Genomic DNA, 23,768 nt, shown 5'->3' with positions numbered 1-23,768 from the left:
CCTCTATCTCCCGTGGAAAGGGGAGCGTGGAAAGTGAAGGGGGATATGTGATAAACGTTGTTTTACGGAAAACCAACCGCTACATGCCGAACGAGAACTTGTCGATGGACTGGTATACCACGCTTGCAATGCTCAGCGCCACGATGCCCAGCGTACAGATGACAAGGCTGGCGCGCGTGTAGTTGTCGCTGCGGAAAGCGGTAATCGGCTCGTCGCTCTTGTTGATGTACATTGCCTTTACAATCTTCAGATAATAGTAAAGTGACAGGATCGTGTTGATCAGCGCAATGAATACCAGCAGATGGAAACCGCTCTGGAAGGCTGCCGCAAAGATGAAGAACTTCGAGAAGAAGCCCGCAAACGGCGGGATACCCGCCAGTGAGAACAGCGCCAATGTCATGAGGAAAGCCAGCTTGGGATTGGTGGTGTACAATCCGTTGTAATCTTCCAGCGTAAACTTATTGGCACGTAATGCCACAATCGTGATAACGGTAAAGACCGCGAGGTTGGCAAACAGGTAAATCAATACGTAGTACACCAGTGACGTCATACCCAGTGACGTTCCGCTGATGACACCCAGCATGATGTAACCGGCCTGTGAGATACTGGAGAACGCCATCAGTCGTTTCAGGTTTTCCTGACGCAGCGCGAAGAGGTTGGCAAGCGTGATGGAGGCGATGATAACCCAGTAAAGCACTTCCTGCCATTGCGCCACCATCGGGGCAAACACTTTATAAAGTATGGTCATCAGCACGAATGCCGCCGCGCCTTTGGAGATAACGCTCAGGTAAGCGGTTACCGTACTCGGGGCGCCTTCGTATACGTCGGCCGTCCACAAGTGGAAGGGCACCAATGAAATCTTGAATCCCATGCCGGAGAAAAAGAATACGAACGCCATAATCTGTAACGGGTTTCCGTCCAGACGTGCCGGAATATCAGCGAAGTAGAGCGTACCTACCGAACCGTATATCAGCGAAAGGCCGTAAAGCAGCAGGCCGCTGGAAAAGAGTGCGGTAAGAATGTATTTGGCTCCTGCCTCGGCGGAGTGGTGGCGGTACTTGTCGAAAGCCACCAGTGCGGCCATCGGGATACTGGCGGTTTCCAGTCCGATGAAGAACATCAGGAAATGGCCGGCGGAAATCATAAAGTACATACCCAGCAGCGTGGAGAGTGTCAGCACATAAAACTCGCCTTGCTTGATTGCCGTATCGGGGCGGCGCATCCATTCGTGCGCCATGAGGAATACGATAAGCGTACCTATGCTGAGGATGGATTTGACGATGCTCTGTATCGGCTGGTTATGGTACATCCCGCCGAAAGCGTCGGCTGCCGGGCCGGGAATGATGGTTATAAGCGTATGGATAATGAGCAGAACAACGGGCAGCATGGTGTTCAACATCGGCTTGCCGTCGTTCTTGTGCGCATCCGGACTCATGAAGAGGTCGGCTATGAAGAGGATAACGATAACCGCTATCAGCGACAGCTCTTCCTTCATTAAGAGAAATTGGGAGTAATCCATGTTATTTAGTGATTAACTGTTTAGTGATTAATGATTAGTGAGTGGCTAATAGGTTGACTACCGGCAGCACGCTGTCTCCAATCATGTTGCTTATCCACAGCGGGGCAAGACCGAGGCCGGCTACGCAAGCGATAAGGATGATTACGGCGGTACGTTCGTCCCACGTGGCATCGGTCAATGTCAGGTGGTGCTTGTTGGTGCAGGTTCCGTAAAGGATTTTACCGACAAGGCGCAGAATGTAGACCGCGGTAATCACGATGCTTGTGCAGGCAATGACGGTCCATACGCGGTGGAATGTATCGGGATGCTGGAAAGCGCCGTTGAAGATTGTCATTTCGGCGATGAAGCCGCTGAGTCCCGGCAAACCGAGGTTGGCAAGACCGGCGATGACGTAGGATACGGCCAGGAAAGGCATAATCTTCATCAGTCCGCTAAGCTCGCGTACGTCACGTGTGTGCGTACGTCCGTAAATCATACCGATAAGGGCGAAGAACAGGGCGGTCATCAATCCGTGGGAAAGCATTTGCAGCACGGCGCCCGTACAGGCCGTCCGGTTCATCATCAGAATGGCGAAAAGCACCAGACCGCAGTGCGATACGGAAGAGTAGGCGTTGATATATTTCAGGTCGGTTTGCACGCAGGCGGAGAATGCGCCGTATACAACGGAGATACCTGTCAGTACGAGGAATATCCAGCCGAGTTCCTGCGCGGCTTCGGGCATCAGATACATGGCGATGCGGAAACATCCGTAACCGCCCAGTTTCATCAGTACGCCCGCATGCAGCATGGAAACGGCAGTCGGTGCGGATGCGTGACCGTCGGGGCTCCATGTGTGGAAAGGGAACAGAGCGCCCAGCACACCGAAACCAAGGAAGGTAAGCGGGAACCAGATGCGTTGTTGCTCGATAGGGATATTGTGCAGTTGGGCTATTTCCAGCAGGTTCATGGTGGTGGCGCCGCTGCCGAAGTAGATACCCAAGATACCGATCAGCAGGAAGGCGGAACCGCCCATAAGCATCAGTGTCAGTTTCATGGCGGCATATTCCTTGCGTCCCGAGCCCCATACGCCAATCAGCAGGTACATCGGGATAAGCGCTACCTCGTAGAACATGAACATGGTGAACAGGTCGGTGGAGATAAAGAAGCCGAACACACCCATTGACAGCAGGGTGAACCACAGGAAATATTCTTTGGTCAGCGGTTGCAGACGCCAGGAGGCGAATGTTCCCGTAAAGACAATGACGGCCGAGAGCAGCAGCATGGCTACCGAGATGCCGTCCACACCTACGGAATAGTGAATGTTGAGGGCGGGATACCAGGCTACGTCGGCACGGAACAGCATTTCATCCGTAGCGCCGCCATGACGGGCTTGCAGATAGACGATAGTCAGTCCGACGGCAGCGATGAGCAGTGCCGAAGCGCCGGTTGTCATCACCGCGCGTATCTGTGCTATGTTACGGCTGAGCCAAAGACCCAGCAGCATCAGCAAAGGGATGAGTACGAATATGGATAAGAAATTCATCTTTATAGTATTGTATTAATTGTTATTGTTCTATGGATTGATACATCGATATCAATGTCCGTTTCTCGTTTACAGCAACAGCAGCAATATCAGTATGAGCGTACCCAGCAGGAATACGAAGGTGTATTGCTGGATGCGTCCGCTTTGCAGGCCTCGTATCTCGTCGCTGGTGGCATTGGCGCCCCAGGCCAGAAAGTCGAAGAAGCCGTCTACCACATGACGGTCCCACCAGGCAATGGGACGGCTGATGCAGCCGAAGATGATGCGGTGGGTGATAAACTGGTAAACTTCATCGATATAGAAGCGGTGGTAGGCTGCCGTCCACAAACCGTTGAAGCGGTGGGCGAGCGCATTGGCGACGGGTTGCTTTCCGCTTTTATACATATAGGTTGCCAAAGCGATGGAAATAACGGCGATGGCTATGCTTGTACCTGCCACGCCCCAGTCCAGATGAATGGTATAGGCTTCGCCGTTTGAACTGACGAAGTGTCCGAAAGGAATGAATCCGGCAACCACTGTAACAACGGCGAGGAACATCAACGGGACGGTCATCGTCAACGGGCTTTCGTGGGGAGTGTGGTGCGCGTGCTCGGTGTCTTGCGCGTGCTCGTCGCTAACCGCCGACTTCCTGTCGCTCCAGAAAATGCCGTAGTAGAGGCGGAACATATAGAATGCGGTCATTGCGGCAATCACTGTCATTATCCAACCCATGGCAGGGCTGAATTGGAAGCAGGCCGTCAATATCTCGTCCTTGGAGAAGAATCCGGAGAACGGGGGAATGCCGGCGATGGCAAGGCAGGCTATCAGGAAAGTGATATGCGTAATCGGCATATATTTGCGCAGCCCGCCCATAGCGGACATCTCGTTGCTGTGCACCGCGTGGATGATGCTGCCTGCGCCGAGGAACAGCAATGCCTTGAACATGGCGTGCGTAAACAAATGGAACATACCTGCCATATAGCCCAGCCCGCCTTCGTGCGGGTTCATGGAAGTACATACGCCGAGAGCCACCATCATAAAGCCTATCTGCGAGATGGTGGAGAAGGCGAGCACACGCTTGATGTCGCTTTGCACACAGGCTACGCTGGCGGCGTAGAACGCTGTGAATGCACCTACATAGGCAACGAGGTGCAGCACATGGGGTGCATAGTCGATGAACAGCGGGAACATGCGTGCCACCAGATAGACGCCTGCGACGACCATGGTAGCGGCATGAATCAACGCGCTGACCGGAGTAGGGCCTTCCATAGCGTCGGGCAGCCAGATGTGCAGCGGGAACATGGCGCTCTTGCCGGCTCCACCGATGAACATCAGTCCCAGCGCCAGCGGAATCATTGTTGCGCCGCCTTTCAGCAGTGCCATTTCATTGGGCTGGAAAGTATAGGTTCCGGCATAGTAACCGTAAACCAGAATACCGATAAGGAAGCCAAGGTCGGCAAAACGGGTCACGATAAACGCTTTCTTGCTGGCGGCGATTGCCGCGGGTTTCGTATAGTAGAAGCCGATCAGCAGGTAGGAAGATACACCCACCAACTCCCAGAACAGATACATCTGGAAGATATTGGTCGCTACCACCAGCCCCAGCATGGACATGGTGAAAAGCGAGAGGAAAGCATAATAGCGTTGGAAACCGCGTTCCCCTTTCATATAGCCGAAAGAGTAGAGGTGTACCATGAATGATACGGTACTTATGACAATCAGCATCATCACCGATATGGGATCGAGCAAGATGCCCAGGTCAATGCTGAGCGACGGTGTGAACGGCAGCCATGTACAGTTGTAAGGCATCAGCGTGGCGTATGTGCCGTCTGCCAGCCGGGGAGAGGCGAAATATTGTATTGCGGTGAGGTAGGAGAGTACCGCCACTGCACCCAGTACCGCCGTGCCGATGATTCCGGCGGTGCGGTGCGACATCCATTTGCCGCCCAATCCCAACACAAGGAACGAGAGCAAGGGAAGAAGAAGGATTAGAATCGTATATTCCATAATTTCTAAATTGAGAATTAAGAGTTGAGAATTAAAAAATGAAACTCCATTTCTCTTTTAATTTTAAATTTAGTGATTACCATTTGAGTTCGTCCAGCTTGTTCACCTGGATAGAACGTATGTTGCGATAGATGTTAATCATGATAGCGATGGCCACAGCTGTCTCGGCCGCCGAGATGGCGATGGAGAACAGGGCGAAGAAATAGCCTTCCAGCCCGCCGGGAAACAGAAAACGGTTGAATACCGCGAAGTTGATGTCCGTAGCGTTCAGTATCAACTCGATTGAAATCAATATCGCCAAGGTATTGCGGCGGGTGAAGAACCCGTAGATACCGGCGAAAAACATGATAGCCGAGACTATCAGGTAATATTCCATGTGTATCATAATTCTTATCTTTTACGTGCTATTAATAATCCGCCTACGATACATGCCAGCAGCAGAATACTGACGGCTTCGAAAGGCAACAGGTAACCGTACTTGTCACCGCTCAGCATGTGGTGGCCGATAGTCTTGATGTTGACTTCAAGAGGTGCTACGTCGGTGGTGGCGATGAATTTATGTTTCAGGGTTATGAACAGTACAATGACAGCTCCGGCTACGGTAGTGCCCAGTCCGGCGAGGAACTTGCTGCGTTTCAGCTTTCCCGCCATGTCGCCTTCACCGCTGGTGAGCAGGATGGAGAAGACGTAAAGCACGACGATACCGCCCGCGTATACCATAATCTGTACCGAACCGAGGAATGTGTATCCCAGCAGGAAGTAGATGCCGGCTGTACCGAACAGCACAAACAGCAGGTATGTGGCCGAACGTACCATACGTTTGGTGGTTACCGTCAGTATGGAGAATACGGTAATAAAAGCCGCAAGGAAGTAAAATACTATTGTTTCAAGATTAAATTCCATGTTATTGATTACTAATTATGAATTACTAATTACTTCGCTACTTCGGGTTGGGGAGCGGCGGGTTTCTTCTTCTCTTCTACGTGACTGCCCGGATGATTCAGCGTCAGTACCAGTTTGCTGCGGTCGAATACGGCATGCTCAAAGTTCTGGTCGAATGTGATGGCATCGTGCGGACAGGCATTGACGCAAAGCTGGCAGAATATACAGGAGCCGAGATCGTATTCGTATTTCGCCAGTATCTTCTTTTTCTTGCCGTCTTCCGTTTCTACGGTTTCGCTCGTCACCTTGATGGTGTCGTTGGGACAAGCCATCTGGCACAGGCCGCACGCGATGCAATGGTGCTCGTTCCGCTCATTGTGGGGCATTGTCAGCGTACCCCGGAAACGTTCGGAGAGTTTCAGCGTCTTCCGGTTTTCCGGATATTGTTCGGTAGTCTTCTTACGGCAGAAAACGGTCATAGTGGTTTTCATACCCGTGAGCAGGGAAGTGATACCATTGATGAGGCTGCCTATGTAGGAGTTATTATCTTTCATCAGAAATGTAATTTAAATACTACGATTAATACCATTAGAATCAGGTTCACCATGCTGATAGGAACCAGATATTTCCATTCGAGGTTCAGAATCTGGTCGATGCGCAGGCGCGGGAATGTCCATTTAATCCACATCAGCAGGAATACTACGAAGAATGCCTTGCCGAAGAACCACACAAAGCCCGGAATGTAATCCATGACCGCATTGAAACCGTCCAGACCGACGATGTGCAACGGCATCCAGCCACCCAGGAAAATAGTGGCGGCTATACCGGCTACGATGAACAGGTTCAGGTACTCTGCCAGATAGAAGAAGCCGAAACCCATACCGGAGTATTCCGTATGATAACCGGCGGTCAGCTCGCTTTCGGCTTCGGGCAAGTCGAACGGGCCGCGGTTGGTTTCCGCATTACCCGCAATAAGATAGATGACGAACGCTATAACTGCCGGGATGTGCCCTTTGAATATAAACCAGCCGTCGGCTTGTCCGGCTACGATTTCGGAGAACTGCATCGTGCCCATCAGGACTACCATTGTCAGGATACTCAGCCCGCAGGAAAGTTCGTAACTGATGATTTGCGCGCCGCTTCGCATGGCTCCGATAAGCGAGAACTTGTTGTTGGAACTCCAGCCGGCAAGCAGGATACCTACCACGCCGATACTTGAAGCGGCAAGCAGGAAGAACACGCCCACGTTGAAGTCAAGCACTTCCAGTCCTTTGCTGATGGGCAGACAGGCGAAAGTGAGGAACGAGGCTATAATGACCATGAACGGCGCCAGGTTGTAGAGGAATCTGTCGGAGAACTTCAGGTCAATGATTTCTTTAGTCAACATCTTGATAACGTCGCAGGGCACTTGGAGCAATCCCCACTTTCCCACACGCATCGGTCCGAGGCGGCATTGGAAAAAGGCGCATATCTTGCGCTCCATATAAATCAGGATAATGGCAAGCACTGCATACATCAGGATGATGCATACGCCTATCACTACACATTCGAGAAACACCGCCAGACCTTCCGGCATGAAGGAGGTCAGCATCTGGTGAATCCAATTGGTTACTATACTAAAGTCAAACATCTGTTTATTTACGATTTTACGATTTACTATTTGATAGTTTGGTGTATGTTTGCTATCTACTCCTTTATCTATCGATATCCGGTACTACATAGTCCAGTGTTCCACCGATGGCAATAAGGTCGGCAATCTTTGCGCCGCGGCAAATCGTATCTACGGTAGATACCAGCGGAAGACCCGTACTGCGGAAGTGCAAACGGTAGGGAGTTTTGTCGCCATGGCTCTCGAGGAATACGCCGAACTCACCGCGGCTGCCTTCTACGGCGGCATAGTAAGTGCCTTCCGGCACACGGATAATCGGCTTCATCTTCTCCTGGTATGCGCCTTCGGGGATATTGTCTATCAGCTGTTCGATGATTTTCAAGCTTTCCATGATTTCATCCATACGGATGAGGTAGCGTGCCCAGGAGTCTCCTTCGGTGCGGACAATCTCTTTGAAGTCCACCTTATCATATACACTGTAAGGCATACGTTTACGTACGTCGCACGCCCAACCGCTGGCGCGCCCTGTGCCGCCGGTGGCGCCGAAAGCTATGGCGTCTTCGCGGGACAGTACGCCTACGCCTTTCAGACGTTGCTGCGCAATGATATTTCCCGTAAACACGTCGTGGTATTCGTGCAGGATGCCGCGCAGGTAAGGGATGAATTCTTTCACTTTCTTCTGGAAGTCGGGAGCGATATCGGCTTGCACGCCGCCAATCGTGTTGTAGTTCATGATGAGGCGCCCGCCGCAGGTGCCTTCAAAGATGTCCAAAATCTTTTCACGGTCACGGAAGCCGTAGAAGAAAGCGGTCAGCGCACCGAGGTCCATTGCCAGACAGGAGTAGAAAAGCAGGTGAGAATCGATACGCTGCAACTCGTCCATGATGGTGCGGATGTATTGCACGCGCTCGCTTACCTTTATGCCCATGGCCTTTTCGATACACATACACAGGGCGTGGCGGTTCTGGTGAGCGCCCAGATAGTCCAGACGGTCGGTCAGAGCCAGTGTCTGCGGGTATGTAAGGCTTTCGCACATTTTCTCGATACCACGGTGGATATATCCGCAGTTGGCATCTATCTTTTCGATGATTTCGCCTTCCAACGATACGCGGAAACGCATTACGCCGTGGGTGGCAGGGTGCTGGGGACCGATGTTTACCACATATTCGTCGTCGCCGAAGAGTTGTGACTCTTTGTTCTTTACGGTTCCGTCCGGGTTAAGTTCCAGCTCGGTGGTGGTATCGATGGTTTCTTCGTTATCCATGCGCAGAGGGTTCTGTGCCTCCGGGTCATCGTCTTTACGCATCGGATAGCCTACCCAGTCATTGCGCAGATAGAGGCGTCTCATATCGGGGTGTCCGATGAACACTACGCCATAGAAGTCGAACACTTCACGTTCCAGGAAGTCTGCGGCTTTCCAGATGTCGCAAACGGAAGGGAGTTCGGGATGTTCCCGGTCGAGAGTGGCGGTGCGAACCGCAACCCGTTTGCCGGTAACGGTGGACTCCAACTGATACACTACGCCAAGTCCGCGCGGAGTATCGGGAGTATCTTTTGCAGTATCCGGTTCGCCCCAGTCCATACCGGTGAGGCATTCCAGAAAGTCCATCTGCTCTTCTTGCCGCAGGCGCAGCATCTCGTCATGCAAAGCCGCGGGCTCTATATATCTTATTGCATTCATATTTATTCTTCCGGTTTTTCTTCTTTTTGATTTACACCACCAAAGTACTTCTCTATTTTTACCTTACGTTGCAATTGCATCATTCCGTAGTAGAATGCTTCGGGGCGGGGAGGACATCCCGGGATATATACGTCTACCGGCAGAATCTTATCCACTCCGTTGACAACATGATAAGATTTCTTGAACGGGCCGCCGCTGACAGCGCAACCGCCTACGGCTATCACATACTTAGGGTCGGCCATCTGGTCGTACAAACGTTTCAGTACCGGCGCCATTTTGTTCGTGATTGTTCCGCACACCATAATCATATCTGCCTGGCGCGGACTGGCACGGGCTACTTCAAACCCGAAGCGCGCCATGTCATAGCGGGCTGCGCCGAGGGCCATGAATTCGATACCGCAACAGCTTGTTGCAAACGTAAGCGGCCACAGCGAATTGCTGCGTCCCCAGTTGACGAAATCGTCCAGTACGCCGAGAGCCACATTAGCGCCTCCCGCATTGAGTTCCCGAACCAATTTCTCCAACGTTTCGTTGTCTGTAAACTCCTCATAAGGGATGGATTTTATGTTGGGTTTCTTCGTTACTTCCATTCCAAAGCTCCTTTCCTCCAGGCATAAGCAAGACCCAGAATTAATATAATAAGGAAAAACAAAATACTGAAAAGCCCGGCTACTCCAAGCTCGCGTGCAATGACTGCCCACGGAAACAGGAATACGGTCTCCACTTCAAACATCAGAAACAGGATGGCGAACAGATAGTAACCTACCCGGAACTGCATCCATGATTTACCGCGGGTGGGAATACCACACTCGTACGGCTCCATTTTCTGTGCATTGTACGAACGGGGGGCTATCGCATTGGACAGCGCGATAACAATACCCACGAAAGCAATTGCCGTCAGCAAGACGACTACTAACAAAGTAAAGTTCATAAATCTGATAAGATTTTAGATATATAATATATAGATATGCTGAATAAAGGCAATAAAGTGGCAGAGGCCACCCTTTTATCTGATAATCTTTCTAAGCCCGAATACGTAGTAATGCGGGTCGGGAACGGGAGGGTAATGTAAGTCCGGCATAGGGTCGTAACTTTGTGCGCGCAGCAATTGTTGCATACGGATAATATCGACACGCAGCAGAGAACCTTTATTACTTGGCACTTGCATATGTTCCACATATTCCAGACAGGAAGATGTAGACGATAAATGGTTGTAATAGTTCTGGATAGCTTGTTGGGCGGTAGGCGCCTGAGTTAAGACGCAACTTTCTGCTTTACAGTTGACCGGAGTGCACAAAAAATCCGCAGCCCCTATTGCACCGTTGTGTAATAAAACTGCGAGTATGGCTATTATACAATATTTTATGCACTGTTTCATATCTCCATATCTCTTTTCAGGGCGCAAAGATATAATAAGTATCTCTCATTTTGCTATCTCTGCATAACAAAAAATGACTATTTTTACACTTTTTATCCTAAATCAATTCCGTTTCCAGAATTCCGGGGTGAACAAAAGTAAGACGGTGAATAATTCCAAACGTCCCAATAGCATGAGGAATGACAGTAACCATTTGGCTGCATCAGGCAGGGCGTTCCATGAATAGGCCGGACCTGTATCACCTAATCCGGGGCCCATATTACCGATGCTGGATATGACGCAACCGATGGATTCTTCGGCTCCTATCCCCATTCCCATCATGATTAATATGCCGACGATGATGATGATGATGTATAAAAAGAAGAATGCCAGCACCGTGGAAACGATGGAAGGAGATATTACCTGTTTGTTTACGCGTACCGGCAGTACGGCATTGGGATGCAGAATATGTTTGAACTCATTACGTGATACTTTGGCAAGGATTACCATCCGGATGCATTTCAGTCCTCCGGTGGTACTGCCTGCGCAAGCTCCCATGATCATGACGACGGTTAGCAATCCCCAAAGCATAGGCGTCCACAACATGTAATCATCTGTGGCAAAGCCCGTAGAGGTCTGCAGAGATATAACCTGGAATAATGATTTACGAAAAGCCTCTTCCACGCCCATCGAACTGGTATAGTAGAGGACAACGGCTATGACGGCGGTGAAACCGGCTACCGACCAGAAGTACCATTTTAACTCGGCGTTGTCGATGACCTTTTTGAATTTCCGGTTGACGAAGAATAGTAACAGTGTAAAGTTGATACCGGAAATGAACATGAAAATAGAGATGACATACTCTATATAGGGGGAATTGTAATAGGCCACACTTGCCTGTTTGGTAGAGAATCCTCCCGTTCCTGTGGTGGCAAAGGCGTGACACACACTGTCGAACCAGTCCATACCGCCCAACATTAACAGGACTACGAGAATCAGGGTAAGGCCGGTATAGATACTCCATATCCATTTGGCGGTGATGCCGATGCGCGGATGCACTTTGTCGTGTGTGGGACCACTGGCTTCGGCGGCAAATACCTGCAGGCCGCTGACCCCGAAAATTGGCAATACCGCAATCGTAAACATGATAATTCCCAAACCGCCGATCCATTGCGTCATACCGCGCCAGAACAGTAATCCGTGAGGAAGCGATTCTATATTATCCAGTACGGTGGCTCCCGTACTTGTAAAACCGGACATGGTTTCGAAGAAAGCGTTCGTGATGTCGGGAACGTATCCGCTGATATAGAAAGGCAGCATGCCGAAAAGGGAAAAAGCCACCCAGGCAAGGCTGACCAGTACGTAACCGTCACGGCGGGTCAGCTGTTTTTCACCGCCTTTTCCGGCAATAGTCATGAGCAGGCCGGCTCCGGCAGTGATACCTGCCGATTTCCAGAAGTCGAGCAGGGCTTCGTCATTATAGTAATACGATATTGCCGAACATGCCAGCAGCATGACTGTTTCCAGTAATAGCAGGATACCGATAATCCGTATAATTGTTTTAAAGTTAATCACGTTCGCTAATTAAAGTATTTTTCGATTTTCTTAATCATCATGTTCAGGCAGAATACTACCACGTGGTCTCCGGGTAATATTTGCGTGCTACCCATAACTACAACGCCTTCGCCGTTACGTATCAGTCCGCCGATGGTCGTTCCTTTAGGCAGACCGAGGTCTTTTACCTGGTGTTTGGTTATCTTCGAGCCGGGTTTGACGGTGAATTCCGCTACATCGGCGTTGGCAAAGGTCAGGCATTTTACGTTACTGACATCGGCGTCCAGCATCATCTGGTAAATGTGGCTGGCGGCAATCATCTTTTTGTTGATAACCGTACCGATATCGAGGCTTTCCGCCATGCCTATGTAATCTATGTTTTCTACTTCCGCCACTGTTTTGCTTACTCCCATGCGCTTTGCCGCCAGACAGGCGAGGATATTTGTTTCCGAGTTTCCGGTTAGCGCCACAAAGGCTTCGGTGTTCTTTAATCCTTCTTCTACAAGCAAGTCCATATCCCGTCCGTCTCCGTTGATAATCATAGTTTTATCATCCAGTAGTTCGGTCAGGCGGTTGCAACGGTTCAGGTCGTTGTCCACGATCTTCACTTGCATATAGTCGGGAACATATTGTGCGGTACGTACTGCAATGCGGCTTCCACCCATAATCATGACATTGCGCACATCGGCATAATCTTCCTTGCCGGCTATCTTACGGATGTACGGAACGAATTTGCGGGTAGTTGTAAAATAAACAATATCATGCAGTTTGATGACATCGTCACCGCGGGGAATCAGTGTCTCGTTGCCGCGTTTGATGGCTACCACGTGATAAGGCAGTTCAGGTCCGCCCAGTTGATGCAGAGGAATATCCAGAATCTCTGCTTTCTCACGCATCTTGGCGCCTATCAGAATCAGCGCGCCGCCGCAGAATTCCCACCATTGGCGTACCCAACTCATACGGATAGAAGATACAATCTCTTTTGCCGCAAGCATTTCCGGGTAGATAAGCGAGTCCACCCCCAGCTTCTGGAAGAATTCCTTGTTCTTGGGCAACAGGTATTCGTAGTTGTCAATGCGGCCTACGGTCTTTACCGCACCCAGATTGGTAGCAAGCATGCAGGCAGTGATGTTACGGCTTTCATCGGGAGTAACGGCGATAAAGAGGTCGGCTTCTCCCACCCCTACTTCTTTCAATCCTTTAATGGAAGTGGGAGAGGCAGTGACAGTCATCAAGTCGAAGTTGGAGCTGAGTGTACTCATCCTTTCTTCGTTGTCGTCCATTAATATAATGTCTTGCTTCTCGCGAGACAATAGCTTGGCTAAATGTGTGCCTACTGCGCCGGCACCAGCAATGATTATCTTCACAATGCTTTTAGAAATGAAGAATTAAGAAGGATGAATGAAGAATTTCCTTGCGGATGGTTTGCATAGCGAGTGTAACCCGATTCTTCATTCATCATTCATCATTCTTAATTAATATATTATAGATTCCTTCCTCATCCATTCCGCACAACTGATACAACTCCTGTACCGTACCATGCTCTATAAATGTGTCGGGTACACCGATGCGCTCTATGTGCGGGGTGTAGCTGTTGTCTGCCATAAACTCCAGTACGGCGCTTCCCATACCGCCTTTTCGCGCACCGTCTTCTATGGTGATGATGCGTTTGAAGTTGCGTCCCGCTTCGTGTAACAGTGTTTCATCCAATGGTTTGAGGAAACGCAGGTCGTAGTGGGCTATGGAGAGTCCTTTCTCTGTTTCCGCCCGTTTGATGGCGCGCGCGGCAATGTTTCCTATCGGACCGAGGGTGATGACCGCAAGGTCTTTCCCGTCTTTCAGTTTCCGACCTTTGCCTACGGGGATTTCTTCCAGCGGACATTTCCAGTCCACCAACACGCCACGTCCACGCGGATAACGGATTACGAACGGACCTTTGTCCGGCAGCTGTGCCGTGTACATCAGGCGACGCAGTTCGTGCTCGTCCATGGGTGAGGATATGGTCAGGTTCGGGATAGGACGGAAATAAGCGAGGTCGTATACGCCATGATGTGTCGGTCCGTCTTCACCTACCAATCCGGCGCGGTCCAGGCAGAGCACTACGGGCAACCGCAGGATGGCAATGTCATGTATCACGTTGTCATAAGCCCGCTGCATGAAGGACGAATATATGTTGCAGAAAGGTTGCAGACCTTCTTTTGCCATACCGCCGGAGAATGTGGCGGCGTGTCCTTCGGCGATGCCTACGTCGAAAGCCCGGTCGGGCATGGCTTGCATCAATATGTTCATGGAACATCCGGTGGGCATGGCGGGCGTCACCCCGACGATTTTCGGATTCTTCTCTGCCAATTCCACTAACGTCTCGCCGAATACGGTTTGGTATAGAGGAGGCAGATTGCTGGTGTCTGCAGTGATGCGCTCTCCGGTTTCGGGGTCGAATTTGCCGGGTGCGTGCCAGATGCCCGGCTCCTTCTCGGCCGGTTCGAAGCCTTTACCCTTTACAGTGTGCAAATGAAGGATTTTAGGTCCTTGCATATCTTTTATATCCCGCAGAATACGGGCCAAGTTCTTTACGTCATGTCCGTTTATCGGACCGAAGTATCGGATGTTCATCCCTTCGAAGATGTTCTGTTGCTGGGCCGCCATTGATTTCAGACTGTTGGAAAAGCGGATTAGCGCTTTACGCCGGTCTTCATTCAGTACGCCCATTTTAAATAACATCTTGGAGGCTTTGAAACGCAGTTGGTTGTAGCGGTTGGAGGTTGTCAGATTGAAAAGGTATTGTTTCATGCCGCCTACACTGCGGTCTATTGCCATGTCGTTGTCGTTAAGGATAATCAACAGATTGTTGGCGGTGGACGAGGCATTGTTCAAGCCCTCAAAGGCCAGTCCGCCACTCATGCTTCCGTCGCCGATGACGGCTACTACATGACGGTCTTTCTCACCTTTTCTAGCTGCGGCAACAGCCATGCCTAAGGCTGCCGAAATGGAGTTTGAGGCATGTCCGCAGGTGAAGGTGTCATAATCGCTTTCCACAGGAGTGGGGAAGGGGCGTATGCCCTTGAACTTCCGGTTGGTGCAAAAAGACTCGCGACGTCCGGTCAGCATCTTGTGACCGTAGGCTTGATGCCCTACGTCCCATACTATACGGTCGTAAGGGGTATTGTAGACGTAATGCAGCGCGACGGTAAGTTCCACTGTACCCAGACTTGCTGCAAAATGTCCCGGGTTGCACGAAAGTTCTTGAATGATGTCTTGTCTTAATTCTTCACAAACTTCCGGGAGCTGTTCCACGCTTAATTTACGCAGGTCTTCCGGATAGGAAATGGAGTCTAACAAGTTATATGTTGTTGGTTCTGTTTTCATCATTGTACTGAAGATTACAAAATGCAAAAATAGCAAAAGAAAACGGATGGCTGTATCATTTTGTCTGTTTTTTGTTCCGTCGTCCGCCTTTTACGGGATTTTAAAGTTGCAGTTTCCCCGTTTATGGTATTTCTTTGTATCTTTGCAAAGATTTGAATAAAGTTTGTGTATGAACTTCACTACCCCTGTTGAACTCCCTGCCAACCTGCCCCGATTGCGGCACACGGACCATTTGTTGCTGCTCGGCTCTTGTTTTGCGACTAATATGGGTACAAGGCTTGCGGATGCTAAATTCTCGTGTGACATCAATCCTTACGGTGTACTTTACAACCCTCTATCCATATCTGCCGCTTTGCGCGAAATCATACTCGGAAAGGTGTACGGAAAGGAAGATCTCTTTTTTTTTCGTGACTGTTGGCACAGCCCCATGCACCACGGGGATTTCTCATCACTGTCAGCAGATGAAACGTTGGAGAAGATAAATGAACGGATTGCCCGTGCACATGAGCGGATTTTTCGTTCGGACTGTTTGTTGTTGACTTTCGGTACATCGTGGGTGTACGAGCAAAAGAATACAGGACGCATCGTAGGAAATTGTCATAAGCTGCCGGGAAAAGAATTTATCCTCCGACGATTGACGGTCGATGAAATCGTATCGGATTATACTTCATTGTTGTCCGGGTTGTTGGCGCGAAATTCCGGACTGAAAGTGATACTTACAGTCAGTCCCATTCGTCATGCGAGGGATGGTATGCACGCCAACCAACTTAGTAAAGCTACCTTGTTGCTGGCTATAGACAGGTTGCAAGCCGCTTTTCAGGAAAGCGTATTCTATTTTCCCGCCTATGAATTGATTCTGGATGAACTACGCGATTATCGTTTCTATGCTGAAGATATGGTACATCCTTCCGATATGGCTGTGCAATATGTGTGGGAGCGTTTTTCGTCTGCGTGTTTCTCGGAGGAGACGTTACAGATAATAGAGGAAAGTGAAAATATCCGTAGAGGATTAGCTCATAAGCCTTTTCACCCGGATTCTGAAGAGTATAAGCGTTTTTTAGGACAAATTGTGTTAAAAATAGACCGACTTAACGGAAAATACCCGTACTTAGACTTCCAAAAGGAGAGAGAATTATGTCATATACGATTGAAGATATAGCCCGAATAATTGGTGCGCGGCGGATAGGCGATACGCCGGCCGCTATTGACTGGCTGCTTACAGATAGCCGTTCCCTGAGTTTCCCGGAGGAAACCTTGTTTTTTGCTTTGACTACCAAACGGAATGACGGAGCACGTTATATCCGTGATTTATATACGCGCGGCGTTCGTAATTTTGTCGTCAGCGAAGAAGGCTTGAAGGAAGTTGAAACGTTCAACTTTCAACCTTCGACTTTTAACTTATTAGTCGTGCCAAGCCCGCTGAAAGCATTGCAGAAGTTGGCGGAACAACATCGTGACCGCTTTCAAATACCTGTTATCGGCATAACGGGCAGTAATGGAAAAACCATTGTGAAGGAGTGGTTGCATCAGTTGTTGAGTCCGGAGCGTGTAATCACCCGTTCGCCCCGCAGTTACAATTCGCAGATTGGAGTGCCTTTGTCCGTATGGCAGATGAATGGGCAAACGGAGCTTGCCATATTGGAGGCGGGCATTTCGGAACCGGGAGAAATGCGTGCCTTGCAGAATATTATCAAACCTACAATTGGTATCCTGACAAATATAGGAGGCGCGCATCAGGAGAATTTCTTCTCTTTGCAGGAGAAATGTATGGAGAAACTGGCGCTCTTTAAGAATTGCGATGTGGTGATTTATAACGGTGACGACGAGTTTATCAATAACTGCGTGGGCAAATCCATGCTTTCCGCCCGTGAGATAGCATGGAGCAGGAAAGATATGGAGCGTCCGTTATATATAAGTAAGGTGGAAAAGCAAGAGGATTCCACTGTTGTTTCTTATCGTTATCTGGATATGGACAATACATTTACACTGCCGTTCATTGATGATGCTTCTATCGAGAATTCGTTGAATTGTTTGGCGGCCTGTCTGTATCTGATGCTGCCTGCCGAACAGATTACGGAGCGTATGGCAAAACTGGAACCGATAGCGATGCGCCTGGAGGTGAAAGAGGGCAAAAACGGATGCTTGCTTATAAACGACAGTTACAATTCTGACCTCGGTTCGCTGGATATAGCGCTTGATTTCTTGTATCGCCGCTCACAGAGCAAGGGCTTGAAACGGACACTGATTCTTTCGGATATACTGGAGACGGGACAGAATACGCCTACTCTTTACCGGCAGGTGGCGCAATTGGTGAACAGCCGGGGAATAGAACGTATTATCGGTGTGGGAAATGAAATATCTTCGTGTGCCGCACGGTTTAATATCGAGAAAGCTTTTTATCCGGATACGGCTGCGCTGACTGAAGCCATTGGAAAAGGCGAACTCCGCTTGGAGAATGAAATAATCCTGATTAAAGGTGCGCGTAAGTTCGGCTTTGATGAGTTGACAGAGGTTCTGGAGAAGAAGGTGCACGAAACGATATTGGAGGTGAATCTCGGTGCGATGATTGCCAATTTGAATTATTATCGCGGTAAACTGAGGCCTGAAACAAAAATGGTATGTATGGTGAAGGCTTCCGCTTATGGCGCAGGATCGTATGAGATTGCCAAAACCTTGCAGGAACATCATGCGGATTACTTGGCTGTTGCCGTTGCCGATGAAGGTTCGGACTTGCGCAAGGCGGGAATTACGGCAAGCATCATCATTATGAATCCGGAAATGACGGCATTCAAGACGATGTTCGATTATAAACTGGAACCGGAAGTTTACAGCTTCCACTTACTGGAGGCGTTGATTAAGGAAGCCGAGAAAGAAGGTATCACCAATTTCCCCATTCATGTAAAGCTGGATACCGGTATGCACCGGTTGGGGTTCGCTCCGGATGATATGCCCCTGCTTATAGAACGTCTGAAGGGACAAAATGCAGTCATTCCCCGTTCGGTATTCTCCCATTTTGTAGGAAGCGACGCTCCGCAGTTCGATGCCTTTACACGCAGACAGATAGAGATTTTTGAGAAAGCATCCATGCAGTTGCAGGAGGCGTTTCCGCATAAAATACTTCGCCATATCTGCAACTCGGCAGGTATAGAGCGTTTTCCGGGAGCACAGTTTGATATGGTACGATTGGGAATCGGGCTGTATGGTGTCAGTCCGATAGATAATTCTATAATGAATAATGTCAGTACGCTGAAGACTACTATTCTGCAAATACGTGATGTACCCGAAGAAGATACGGTGGGATATAGCCGTAAGGGACATTTAGTGCGCCCTTCCCGTATTGCAGCCATTCCTATCGGTTATGCCGACGGATTGAACAGGCATTTGGGTAACGGTCATGCCTATTGTCTGGTGAACGGGCAGCGCGCTCCTTATGTGGGGAATATTTGTATGGATGTCTGCATGATTGACGTTACGGATATTGATTGTAAAGAAGGTGACAGTGTGGAAATCTTCGGAGATCATCTTCCTATAACCGTTCTTTCCGATGTGCTTGGTACCATTCCATACGAAGTGCTGACAAGTGTTTCGACACGTGTGAAGAGAGTATATTATCAGGACTGAGAAGAAGTATGAAGTATAAGGTCTAAAATATTTCAACACTTACTATAATGAGTTACACTTTATACCTTATACTTTATACTTCATATTTCATAAATCTTCTTATCTTTGCAATCAAATTTAATCCGATATGACTATGACAAACTTACTTTTATTAGGTTTCCTGCCCAGCGGTTCCGAATGGATTATTATCGCACTGGTTATCTTGCTGTTGTTTGGCGGTAAAAAAATCCCAGAATTGATGCGTGGCTTGGGTAAAGGCGTAAAGAGCTTCAAAGAAGGTGTGAATGAGGCTAAAGACGAAATCAATAAAGCCAAGGAAGAGGTAGATAAACCTGCAGATAAGTAATGAGGCGATAACGTGATGGAGTGATATCCTATCTCTTATCATCCTATCACTGTTTATAATCATGGCAGATAAAGAATTAACCTTTTGGGACCATTTGGATGAGCTGCGCCGGGTGCTGTTTCGTGTTCTCGGCGTATGGTTTGTATTGGCTGTGGGTTATTTCATTGCAATGCCTTATCTATTTGATAATGTAGTGTTGGCTCCTTGCCATAATGATTTCATTTTCTATGATTTGTTGCGTTATATCGGTAATAAATTCGACTTGCACGATGAGTTCTTTACGCAAGAGTTTCAAATAAAACTGATAAATATTAATCTGGCCGCACCATTTTTTATCCACATATCTACGGCTTTCTGGATGTCGGTAGTGACGGCTGCACCGTATATATTCTTCGAAATATGGCGGTTCATCAGCCCCGCGCTCTATCCGGGTGAACGCAGGGGGGTACAGAAGGCGCTCGGCTTAGGTACGGTGATGTTCTTTGTCGGAGTGTTGCTGGGGTATTTCATGGTTTATCCGCTTACATTACGTTTTCTCTCCACTTATCAGCTCAGTGCGGCGATAGAGAATCAGATTTCTCTCAATTCGTACATCGATAACTTTATGATGCTGGTACTCTGTATGGGGCTTGCCTTTGAACTTCCGCTGGTGACGTGGCTGCTTTCGTTATTGGGGCTGGTACATAAAACATTCTTACGCAAGTATCGCCGTCACGCAGTGGTAATCATCGTTATTGCCGCTGCTGTCATAACACCTACGGGCGACCCGTTTACGCTGACCGTAGTCGCTGTTCCGCTTTATCTTCTTTATGAAATGAGTATCCTGATGATTAAGGATAAGAAAACCGATGAGACCGAAGAGATAGTAGAGACGGAAGAGGAATGAACGCTGAAATAAAGGAATATTTTCATTTATTGAAGGAAGTATGCCGTGCGGAATATCCTTCTTTGGGAATTGCTTACCGTCAATTGAGGGGATTGCTTGAACATTTGTGCCGTACGCAAATGACGGATAGTAGCCTGCAAATGACAGACCTCTCCGCCCGTATCAATTTTGTATCTTCCAAACTCGGACTGACTGTTACGGAGCAAAACCGCCTGCATACTTTCCGGCTTACTTCTAATGCAGTTCTCAATCATCGGACAATTCCTTCTCGGGACGAACTGTTGCGTGATGCCAAGACTTTATCTTTCTTTATAAAACGTTTGACGGGTAAAGATATTCCGACCGGGTTGTATCGCCTGTTACCGCAAGCCGATGCTACGTATATTGCAGCTCCTATGGCAAAGGAGCGAGTACGACGTATGCGTGTCAGTTTTCAGTATGCCGATACGGATTATCTATATGTCCTGCCGGTAGATACTGTGGCGGATGAACCGCTACGTGTACGTTACAATGTGCCTCAAGTTAATGATGAGTTTGCCGAAACATGTGGTTTGCTGTGGCGGCATGCCCAGATTAATTTACTGGATGTGGCTGTAGATGAGTCTGGTACTCTTACGCCTTCTTTTATTATTCTGGAACCTGACTATCTGCTCGACATCAGTTCGCTGGCAGAGTGTTTCAGAGAATACGGACATCATCCGGCAAACTATATGCTGGCGAGATTGCAGGCACCCGATAATACCCGTCCGCTTCTATTGGGTAATATCGCCAACCTCTTTTTAGATGAATGGATTCATGCGGAAAGTGAGCCCGACTATTTGGCATGCATGAAAAAAGCGTTCCGTTCGTATCCCATTGAGCTGGCTGCTTGCGCTGATTTGCGCGACCGCGAAAAGGAACGTGAGTTTTTTGCCGATTGCAGACGGCATTTTGATAATATTCGGCAAACTGTTACGGAAACTTTCCGGGATTCGGGCTACGAACTGGATAAAACAGACGCTGTACTGGAACCGTCTTATATTTGTGAGGCATTAGGCCTGCAAGGACGTTTGGACTATATGCAACGTGATATGTCGTCTTTCATCGAAATGAAGTCGGGCAAAGCGGATGAATATACTATACGGGGCAAGATAGAACCCAAAGAGAATAATAAGGTACAGATGTTGCTGTATCAGGCTGTCTTGGAGTATGCTATGGGAAAGGATCACCGTCGGGTGAAATCGTATTTGCTTTATACGCGTTATCCGTTGCTTTATCCGGCACGTCCTTCATGGGCGATGTTACGTCGGGTAATGGATGTCCGAAACCGTATCGTGGCGAACGAATATGGCATTCAGTTGCGTAATACCCCGCAATATACGGCAGAGCGCTTGCGTGATATTAATCCTGAAACCTTGAACGAACGGCAACTGGATAATATATTGTGGAAGCGTTATTTATATCCTTCCATTGATGCAGTGACGCAAAAGCTTCATGCGCTGTCACCGTTGGAACAGTCGTATTTTTATGCCTTGTACAACTTTATAACCAAAGAACTCTACACTTCAAAATCCGGTGATATAGAGTATGAAGGACGTGCCGGCGCAGCCGCTTTATGGCTTGCTACTTTGGAGGAGAAAAACGAGAACGGGGAGATTTTATATGATTTGGTGATACAGCAGAATTGTGCGGCGGATATTCACAAACCCTATTTGTTATTGGAACGTACGCATACGGATACCGGTACTTTGCCTAATTTTAGGCAAGGAGATGCCATTGTTCTGTACGAACGGAATGTCAGTGAAGATAATGTTACCAACAAGATGGTGTTTAAGGGAAATATCGAGACGATTTCCGATTCTGATATTCGAGTCAGACTTCGTGCTGCACAACAGAATGTCGAGGTTCTGCCAATGAATAGCCGCTATGCAATAGAGCATGATTATATGGATACCTCTTTTCGTTGTATGTATTGGGGATTGTCCGCTTTCTTATCTGCTACGAAAGACCGTCGGGATTTATTGCTGAATCGGCGTGAGCCGGAATTCGATAGCGCTTTTAATGGTGCCATAGCAGCTGCTGACAATGACTTTGTGCGTATTACCTTGAAAGCGCAGGCAGCTAAAGATTATTTCTTGCTGATAGGCCCGCCGGGTACCGGTAAGACCTCTCGTGCTTTGCGTAGTATGGTGGAAACCTTTTATCGGGAAGGTAAGGAAATTCTGTTACTTTCATATACCAATCGGGCAGTGGATGAGATATGTAAAATGCTGACAGCTATTACACCGGAAGTCGATTTTATACGTATCGGCAGTGAACTTTCCTGTGATGAGGTTTACCGTCCGCATTTGATAGAGAATATGTTGGAGAGTTGTTCTACCCGCCGTGAAGTGCAGGAGCGCATGGCATGTTGCCGGATTTTTGTGGGGACGGTCGCTACGCTCTCCGCCAAGACTGAACTATTCCGTTTAAAGACTTTTGATGTAGCCCTGATAGATGAAGCCACTCAAATCTTGGAACCGCAACTGTTGGGACTGTTGTGCATGCGTAGCGTTGCCGGTGGGAATGCTATCGGAAAGTTTGTTTTGATAGGCGACCATAAACAGCTTCCGGCAGTAGTACTTCAATCATCGGAACAGTCAGAAGTTCAGGATGAAAGTCTACGGGCTATCGGTTTGTGTAATTTAAAGGACTCTCTTTTTGAACGCCTTTATCGGAATGCCATTAAGCAACCTTTGGCCTGTGGAGAAGAAGCCTCAACTTTCAACTCTCAACTTTCCGCTTTCAACTCCTTTGATATCCTTTGTCGTCAAGGGCGCATGAATGTGGAAGTTGCCGCCTTTCCGAACCATGCCTTCTATGGCGGATTACTACAACCGGTAGGGCTGGAGCATCAAACAGGTACTATTGAGCTGTCTCCGGAGCTCTCTACTAATGAATTTGCTGCTTTGCTGACACGTCGTGTCGCTTTCATTCCGTCTACTCCGGAGCAGCCTATGCAGTCGGCAAAAATCAATCATTCGGAAGCGAAGATTGTGGCCCGATTGGCTGCTGCTGTCTATCGACAATATATTTTTGCCACGGGTTGTTTCGATGCCGCTTCCACTTTGGGAATAATAACCCCTTATCGTAGCCAAATAGCTTTGATAAAGAAAGAAATCGCAGATTTAGGAATTAAAGAACTGAATGATGTTCTGATAGATACGGTGGAACGATTTCAAGGAAGCGAGCGTGATGTCATCATTTATTCTTTCTGTGTGAACAGAGTATCCCAGTTGAAACTTCTTGCTAATCTGACAGAAGAGAACGGGGTACAAATAGACCGTAAACTTAATGTAGCTTTGACCAGAGCCCGTAAACAGATGTTCATAACCGGAGTTCCCCAATTGTTGAAGCAGAATTCAATCTATTCCCGATTATTGCAAAGTTGTGAATCATAAGGACTAAAGCTGTGCTTTTT

Annotated in this window: 19 protein-coding genes; 5 read left to right on the top strand and 14 right to left on the bottom strand. The window is 48.6% G+C overall.

From position 1 onward, the window contains the following. Positions 1-79: 79 nt before the first annotated feature. The 14 genes from BHV73_RS11495 to dxs form a co-directional block, all read right to left on the bottom strand. Positions 80-1,519 carry an NADH-quinone oxidoreductase subunit N gene (locus BHV73_RS11495; protein WP_286738378.1) on the bottom strand — a complete coding sequence of 480 codons (1,440 nt, stop codon included), beginning with the start codon at positions 1,517-1,519 and terminating at the stop codon, positions 80-82. Positions 1,520-1,553: 34 nt separating this feature from the next. Further along, positions 1,554-3,041 (bottom strand): complex I subunit 4 family protein, encoded by a 1,488-nt coding sequence (locus BHV73_RS11490; RefSeq protein WP_009123010.1) that lies wholly within the window; start codon positions 3,039-3,041, stop codon positions 1,554-1,556. Positions 3,042-3,110: 69 nt separating this feature from the next. After that, entirely contained in the window at positions 3,111-5,027 is a 1,917-nt protein-coding gene (nuoL, locus tag BHV73_RS11485) for an NADH-quinone oxidoreductase subunit L (RefSeq protein ID WP_286738376.1), read from the bottom strand. Positions 5,028-5,103: 76 nt separating this feature from the next. Next, entirely contained in the window at positions 5,104-5,412 is a 309-nt protein-coding gene (nuoK, locus tag BHV73_RS11480; protein ID WP_009123012.1) for an NADH-quinone oxidoreductase subunit NuoK, read from the bottom strand. A gap of 5 nt (positions 5,413-5,417) precedes the next feature. Continuing rightward, a complete protein-coding gene (locus tag BHV73_RS11475) occupies positions 5,418-5,930 on the bottom strand; it encodes an NADH-quinone oxidoreductase subunit J family protein (RefSeq protein ID WP_009123013.1) in 513 nt (170 codons plus the stop codon). Positions 5,931-5,959: 29 nt separating this feature from the next. Further along, entirely contained in the window at positions 5,960-6,463 is a 504-nt protein-coding gene (locus BHV73_RS11470; RefSeq protein WP_009123014.1) for a NuoI/complex I 23 kDa subunit family protein, read from the bottom strand. Further along, the gene (gene nuoH, locus BHV73_RS11465) at positions 6,463-7,539 is read right to left on the bottom strand and encodes an NADH-quinone oxidoreductase subunit NuoH (protein ID WP_009123015.1); all 1,077 of its coding nucleotides are present in this window, start codon (positions 7,537-7,539) and stop codon (positions 6,463-6,465) included. Before nuoH ends, BHV73_RS11470 begins: the two co-directional genes overlap by 1 nt. Positions 7,540-7,603: 64 nt before the next feature. Further along, positions 7,604-9,199, bottom strand: a complete 1,596-nt coding sequence (locus BHV73_RS11460; RefSeq protein WP_286738371.1) for an NADH-quinone oxidoreductase subunit D — start codon at positions 9,197-9,199, stop codon at positions 7,604-7,606. Positions 9,200-9,201: 2 nt separating this feature from the next. Continuing rightward, positions 9,202-9,789 carry an NADH-quinone oxidoreductase subunit B gene (locus BHV73_RS11455; RefSeq protein WP_022218227.1) on the bottom strand — a complete coding sequence of 196 codons (588 nt, stop codon included), beginning with the start codon at positions 9,787-9,789 and terminating at the stop codon, positions 9,202-9,204. Continuing rightward, positions 9,780-10,130: an NADH-quinone oxidoreductase subunit A gene (locus BHV73_RS11450; RefSeq protein WP_009123018.1), complete on the bottom strand. Its 351-nt coding sequence runs from the start codon at positions 10,128-10,130 to the stop codon at positions 9,780-9,782. The genes BHV73_RS11455 and BHV73_RS11450 overlap by 10 nt, the downstream gene beginning before the upstream one ends. A 75-nt stretch (positions 10,131-10,205) precedes the next feature. Further along, on the bottom strand, positions 10,206-10,577 hold the full coding sequence (locus BHV73_RS11445) for a hypothetical protein (protein ID WP_022218226.1): 372 nt from the start codon (positions 10,575-10,577) through the stop codon (positions 10,206-10,208). Positions 10,578-10,679: 102 nt separating this feature from the next. Further along, positions 10,680-12,131: a TrkH family potassium uptake protein gene (locus tag BHV73_RS11440; RefSeq protein ID WP_286738368.1), complete on the bottom strand. Its 1,452-nt coding sequence runs from the start codon at positions 12,129-12,131 to the stop codon at positions 10,680-10,682. Between the two features lie 5 nt (positions 12,132-12,136). Continuing rightward, the gene (gene trkA / locus BHV73_RS11435) at positions 12,137-13,477 is read right to left on the bottom strand and encodes a Trk system potassium transporter TrkA (RefSeq protein WP_009123021.1); all 1,341 of its coding nucleotides are present in this window, start codon (positions 13,475-13,477) and stop codon (positions 12,137-12,139) included. A 91-nt stretch (positions 13,478-13,568) separates the two neighbouring features. Next, complete coding sequence (gene dxs / locus BHV73_RS11430) at positions 13,569-15,476, bottom strand: 1-deoxy-D-xylulose-5-phosphate synthase (RefSeq protein WP_087412415.1); 1,908 nt, start codon at positions 15,474-15,476, stop codon at positions 13,569-13,571. A gap of 169 nt (positions 15,477-15,645) precedes the next feature. Between dxs and BHV73_RS11425 the strand changes: the two genes are divergently transcribed. The 5 genes from BHV73_RS11425 to BHV73_RS11405 all read left to right on the top strand — a co-directional run bounded on the left by BHV73_RS11425 (position 15,646) and on the right by BHV73_RS11405 (position 23,748). Beyond that, positions 15,646-16,635, top strand: a complete 990-nt coding sequence (locus BHV73_RS11425; RefSeq protein WP_087412343.1) for a GSCFA domain-containing protein — start codon at positions 15,646-15,648, stop codon at positions 16,633-16,635. Continuing rightward, entirely contained in the window at positions 16,611-19,097 is a 2,487-nt protein-coding gene (locus BHV73_RS11420) for a bifunctional UDP-N-acetylmuramoyl-tripeptide:D-alanyl-D-alanine ligase/alanine racemase (protein WP_087412342.1), read from the top strand. The genes BHV73_RS11425 and BHV73_RS11420 overlap by 25 nt, the downstream gene beginning before the upstream one ends. Positions 19,098-19,230: 133 nt before the next feature. Next, on the top strand, positions 19,231-19,443 hold the full coding sequence (locus BHV73_RS11415; protein ID WP_021939892.1) for a Sec-independent protein translocase subunit TatA/TatB: 213 nt from the start codon (positions 19,231-19,233) through the stop codon (positions 19,441-19,443). Positions 19,444-19,504: 61 nt separating this feature from the next. Continuing rightward, positions 19,505-20,329, top strand: a complete 825-nt coding sequence (gene tatC / locus BHV73_RS11410; protein WP_009123026.1) for a twin-arginine translocase subunit TatC — start codon at positions 19,505-19,507, stop codon at positions 20,327-20,329. After that, positions 20,326-23,748 (top strand): AAA domain-containing protein, encoded by a 3,423-nt coding sequence (locus tag BHV73_RS11405; protein WP_087412341.1) that lies wholly within the window; start codon positions 20,326-20,328, stop codon positions 23,746-23,748. The genes tatC and BHV73_RS11405 overlap by 4 nt, the downstream gene beginning before the upstream one ends. Positions 23,749-23,768: the final 20 nt, after the last annotated feature.

Source organism: Bacteroides sp. 44_46, from assembly GCF_001915465.1.
Taxonomy (GTDB): Bacteria; Bacteroidota; Bacteroidia; order Bacteroidales; family Bacteroidaceae; genus Bacteroides; species Bacteroides clarus.
This window is presented reverse-complemented; position numbering and strand designations above follow the sequence as displayed.

What these genes read in the sequence shown, in the direction of transcription:
- BHV73_RS11460 (WP_286738371.1), bottom strand. Translation starts at nt 9,199, where the DNA reads ATGAATGCAATAAGATATATAGAGCCCGCGGCTTTGCATGACGAGATG.
- BHV73_RS11490 (WP_009123010.1), bottom strand. Translation starts at nt 3,041, where the DNA reads ATGAATTTCTTATCCATATTCGTACTCATCCCTTTGCTGATGCTGCTG.
- nuoK (WP_009123012.1), bottom strand. Translation starts at nt 5,412, where the DNA reads ATGATACACATGGAATATTACCTGATAGTCTCGGCTATCATGTTTTTC.
- BHV73_RS11475 (WP_009123013.1), bottom strand. Translation starts at nt 5,930, where the DNA reads ATGGAATTTAATCTTGAAACAATAGTATTTTACTTCCTTGCGGCTTTT.
- tatC (WP_009123026.1), top strand. Translation starts at nt 19,505, where the DNA reads ATGGCAGATAAAGAATTAACCTTTTGGGACCATTTGGATGAGCTGCGC.
- nuoL (WP_286738376.1), bottom strand. Translation starts at nt 5,027, where the DNA reads ATGGAATATACGATTCTAATCCTTCTTCTTCCCTTGCTCTCGTTCCTT.
- BHV73_RS11495 (WP_286738378.1), bottom strand. Translation starts at nt 1,519, where the DNA reads ATGGATTACTCCCAATTTCTCTTAATGAAGGAAGAGCTGTCGCTGATA.
- BHV73_RS11450 (WP_009123018.1), bottom strand. Translation starts at nt 10,130, where the DNA reads ATGAACTTTACTTTGTTAGTAGTCGTCTTGCTGACGGCAATTGCTTTC.
- dxs (WP_087412415.1), bottom strand. Translation starts at nt 15,476, where the DNA reads ATGAAAACAGAACCAACAACATATAACTTGTTAGACTCCATTTCCTAT.
- nuoH (WP_009123015.1), bottom strand. Translation starts at nt 7,539, where the DNA reads ATGTTTGACTTTAGTATAGTAACCAATTGGATTCACCAGATGCTGACC.
- BHV73_RS11415 (WP_021939892.1), top strand. Translation starts at nt 19,231, where the DNA reads ATGACAAACTTACTTTTATTAGGTTTCCTGCCCAGCGGTTCCGAATGG.
- BHV73_RS11455 (WP_022218227.1), bottom strand. Translation starts at nt 9,789, where the DNA reads ATGGAAGTAACGAAGAAACCCAACATAAAATCCATCCCTTATGAGGAG.
- BHV73_RS11420 (WP_087412342.1), top strand. Translation starts at nt 16,611, where the DNA reads ATGTCATATACGATTGAAGATATAGCCCGAATAATTGGTGCGCGGCGG.
- BHV73_RS11425 (WP_087412343.1), top strand. Translation starts at nt 15,646, where the DNA reads ATGAACTTCACTACCCCTGTTGAACTCCCTGCCAACCTGCCCCGATTG.
- BHV73_RS11445 (WP_022218226.1), bottom strand. Translation starts at nt 10,577, where the DNA reads ATGAAACAGTGCATAAAATATTGTATAATAGCCATACTCGCAGTTTTA.
- BHV73_RS11405 (WP_087412341.1), top strand. Translation starts at nt 20,326, where the DNA reads ATGAACGCTGAAATAAAGGAATATTTTCATTTATTGAAGGAAGTATGC.
- BHV73_RS11470 (WP_009123014.1), bottom strand. Translation starts at nt 6,463, where the DNA reads ATGAAAGATAATAACTCCTACATAGGCAGCCTCATCAATGGTATCACT.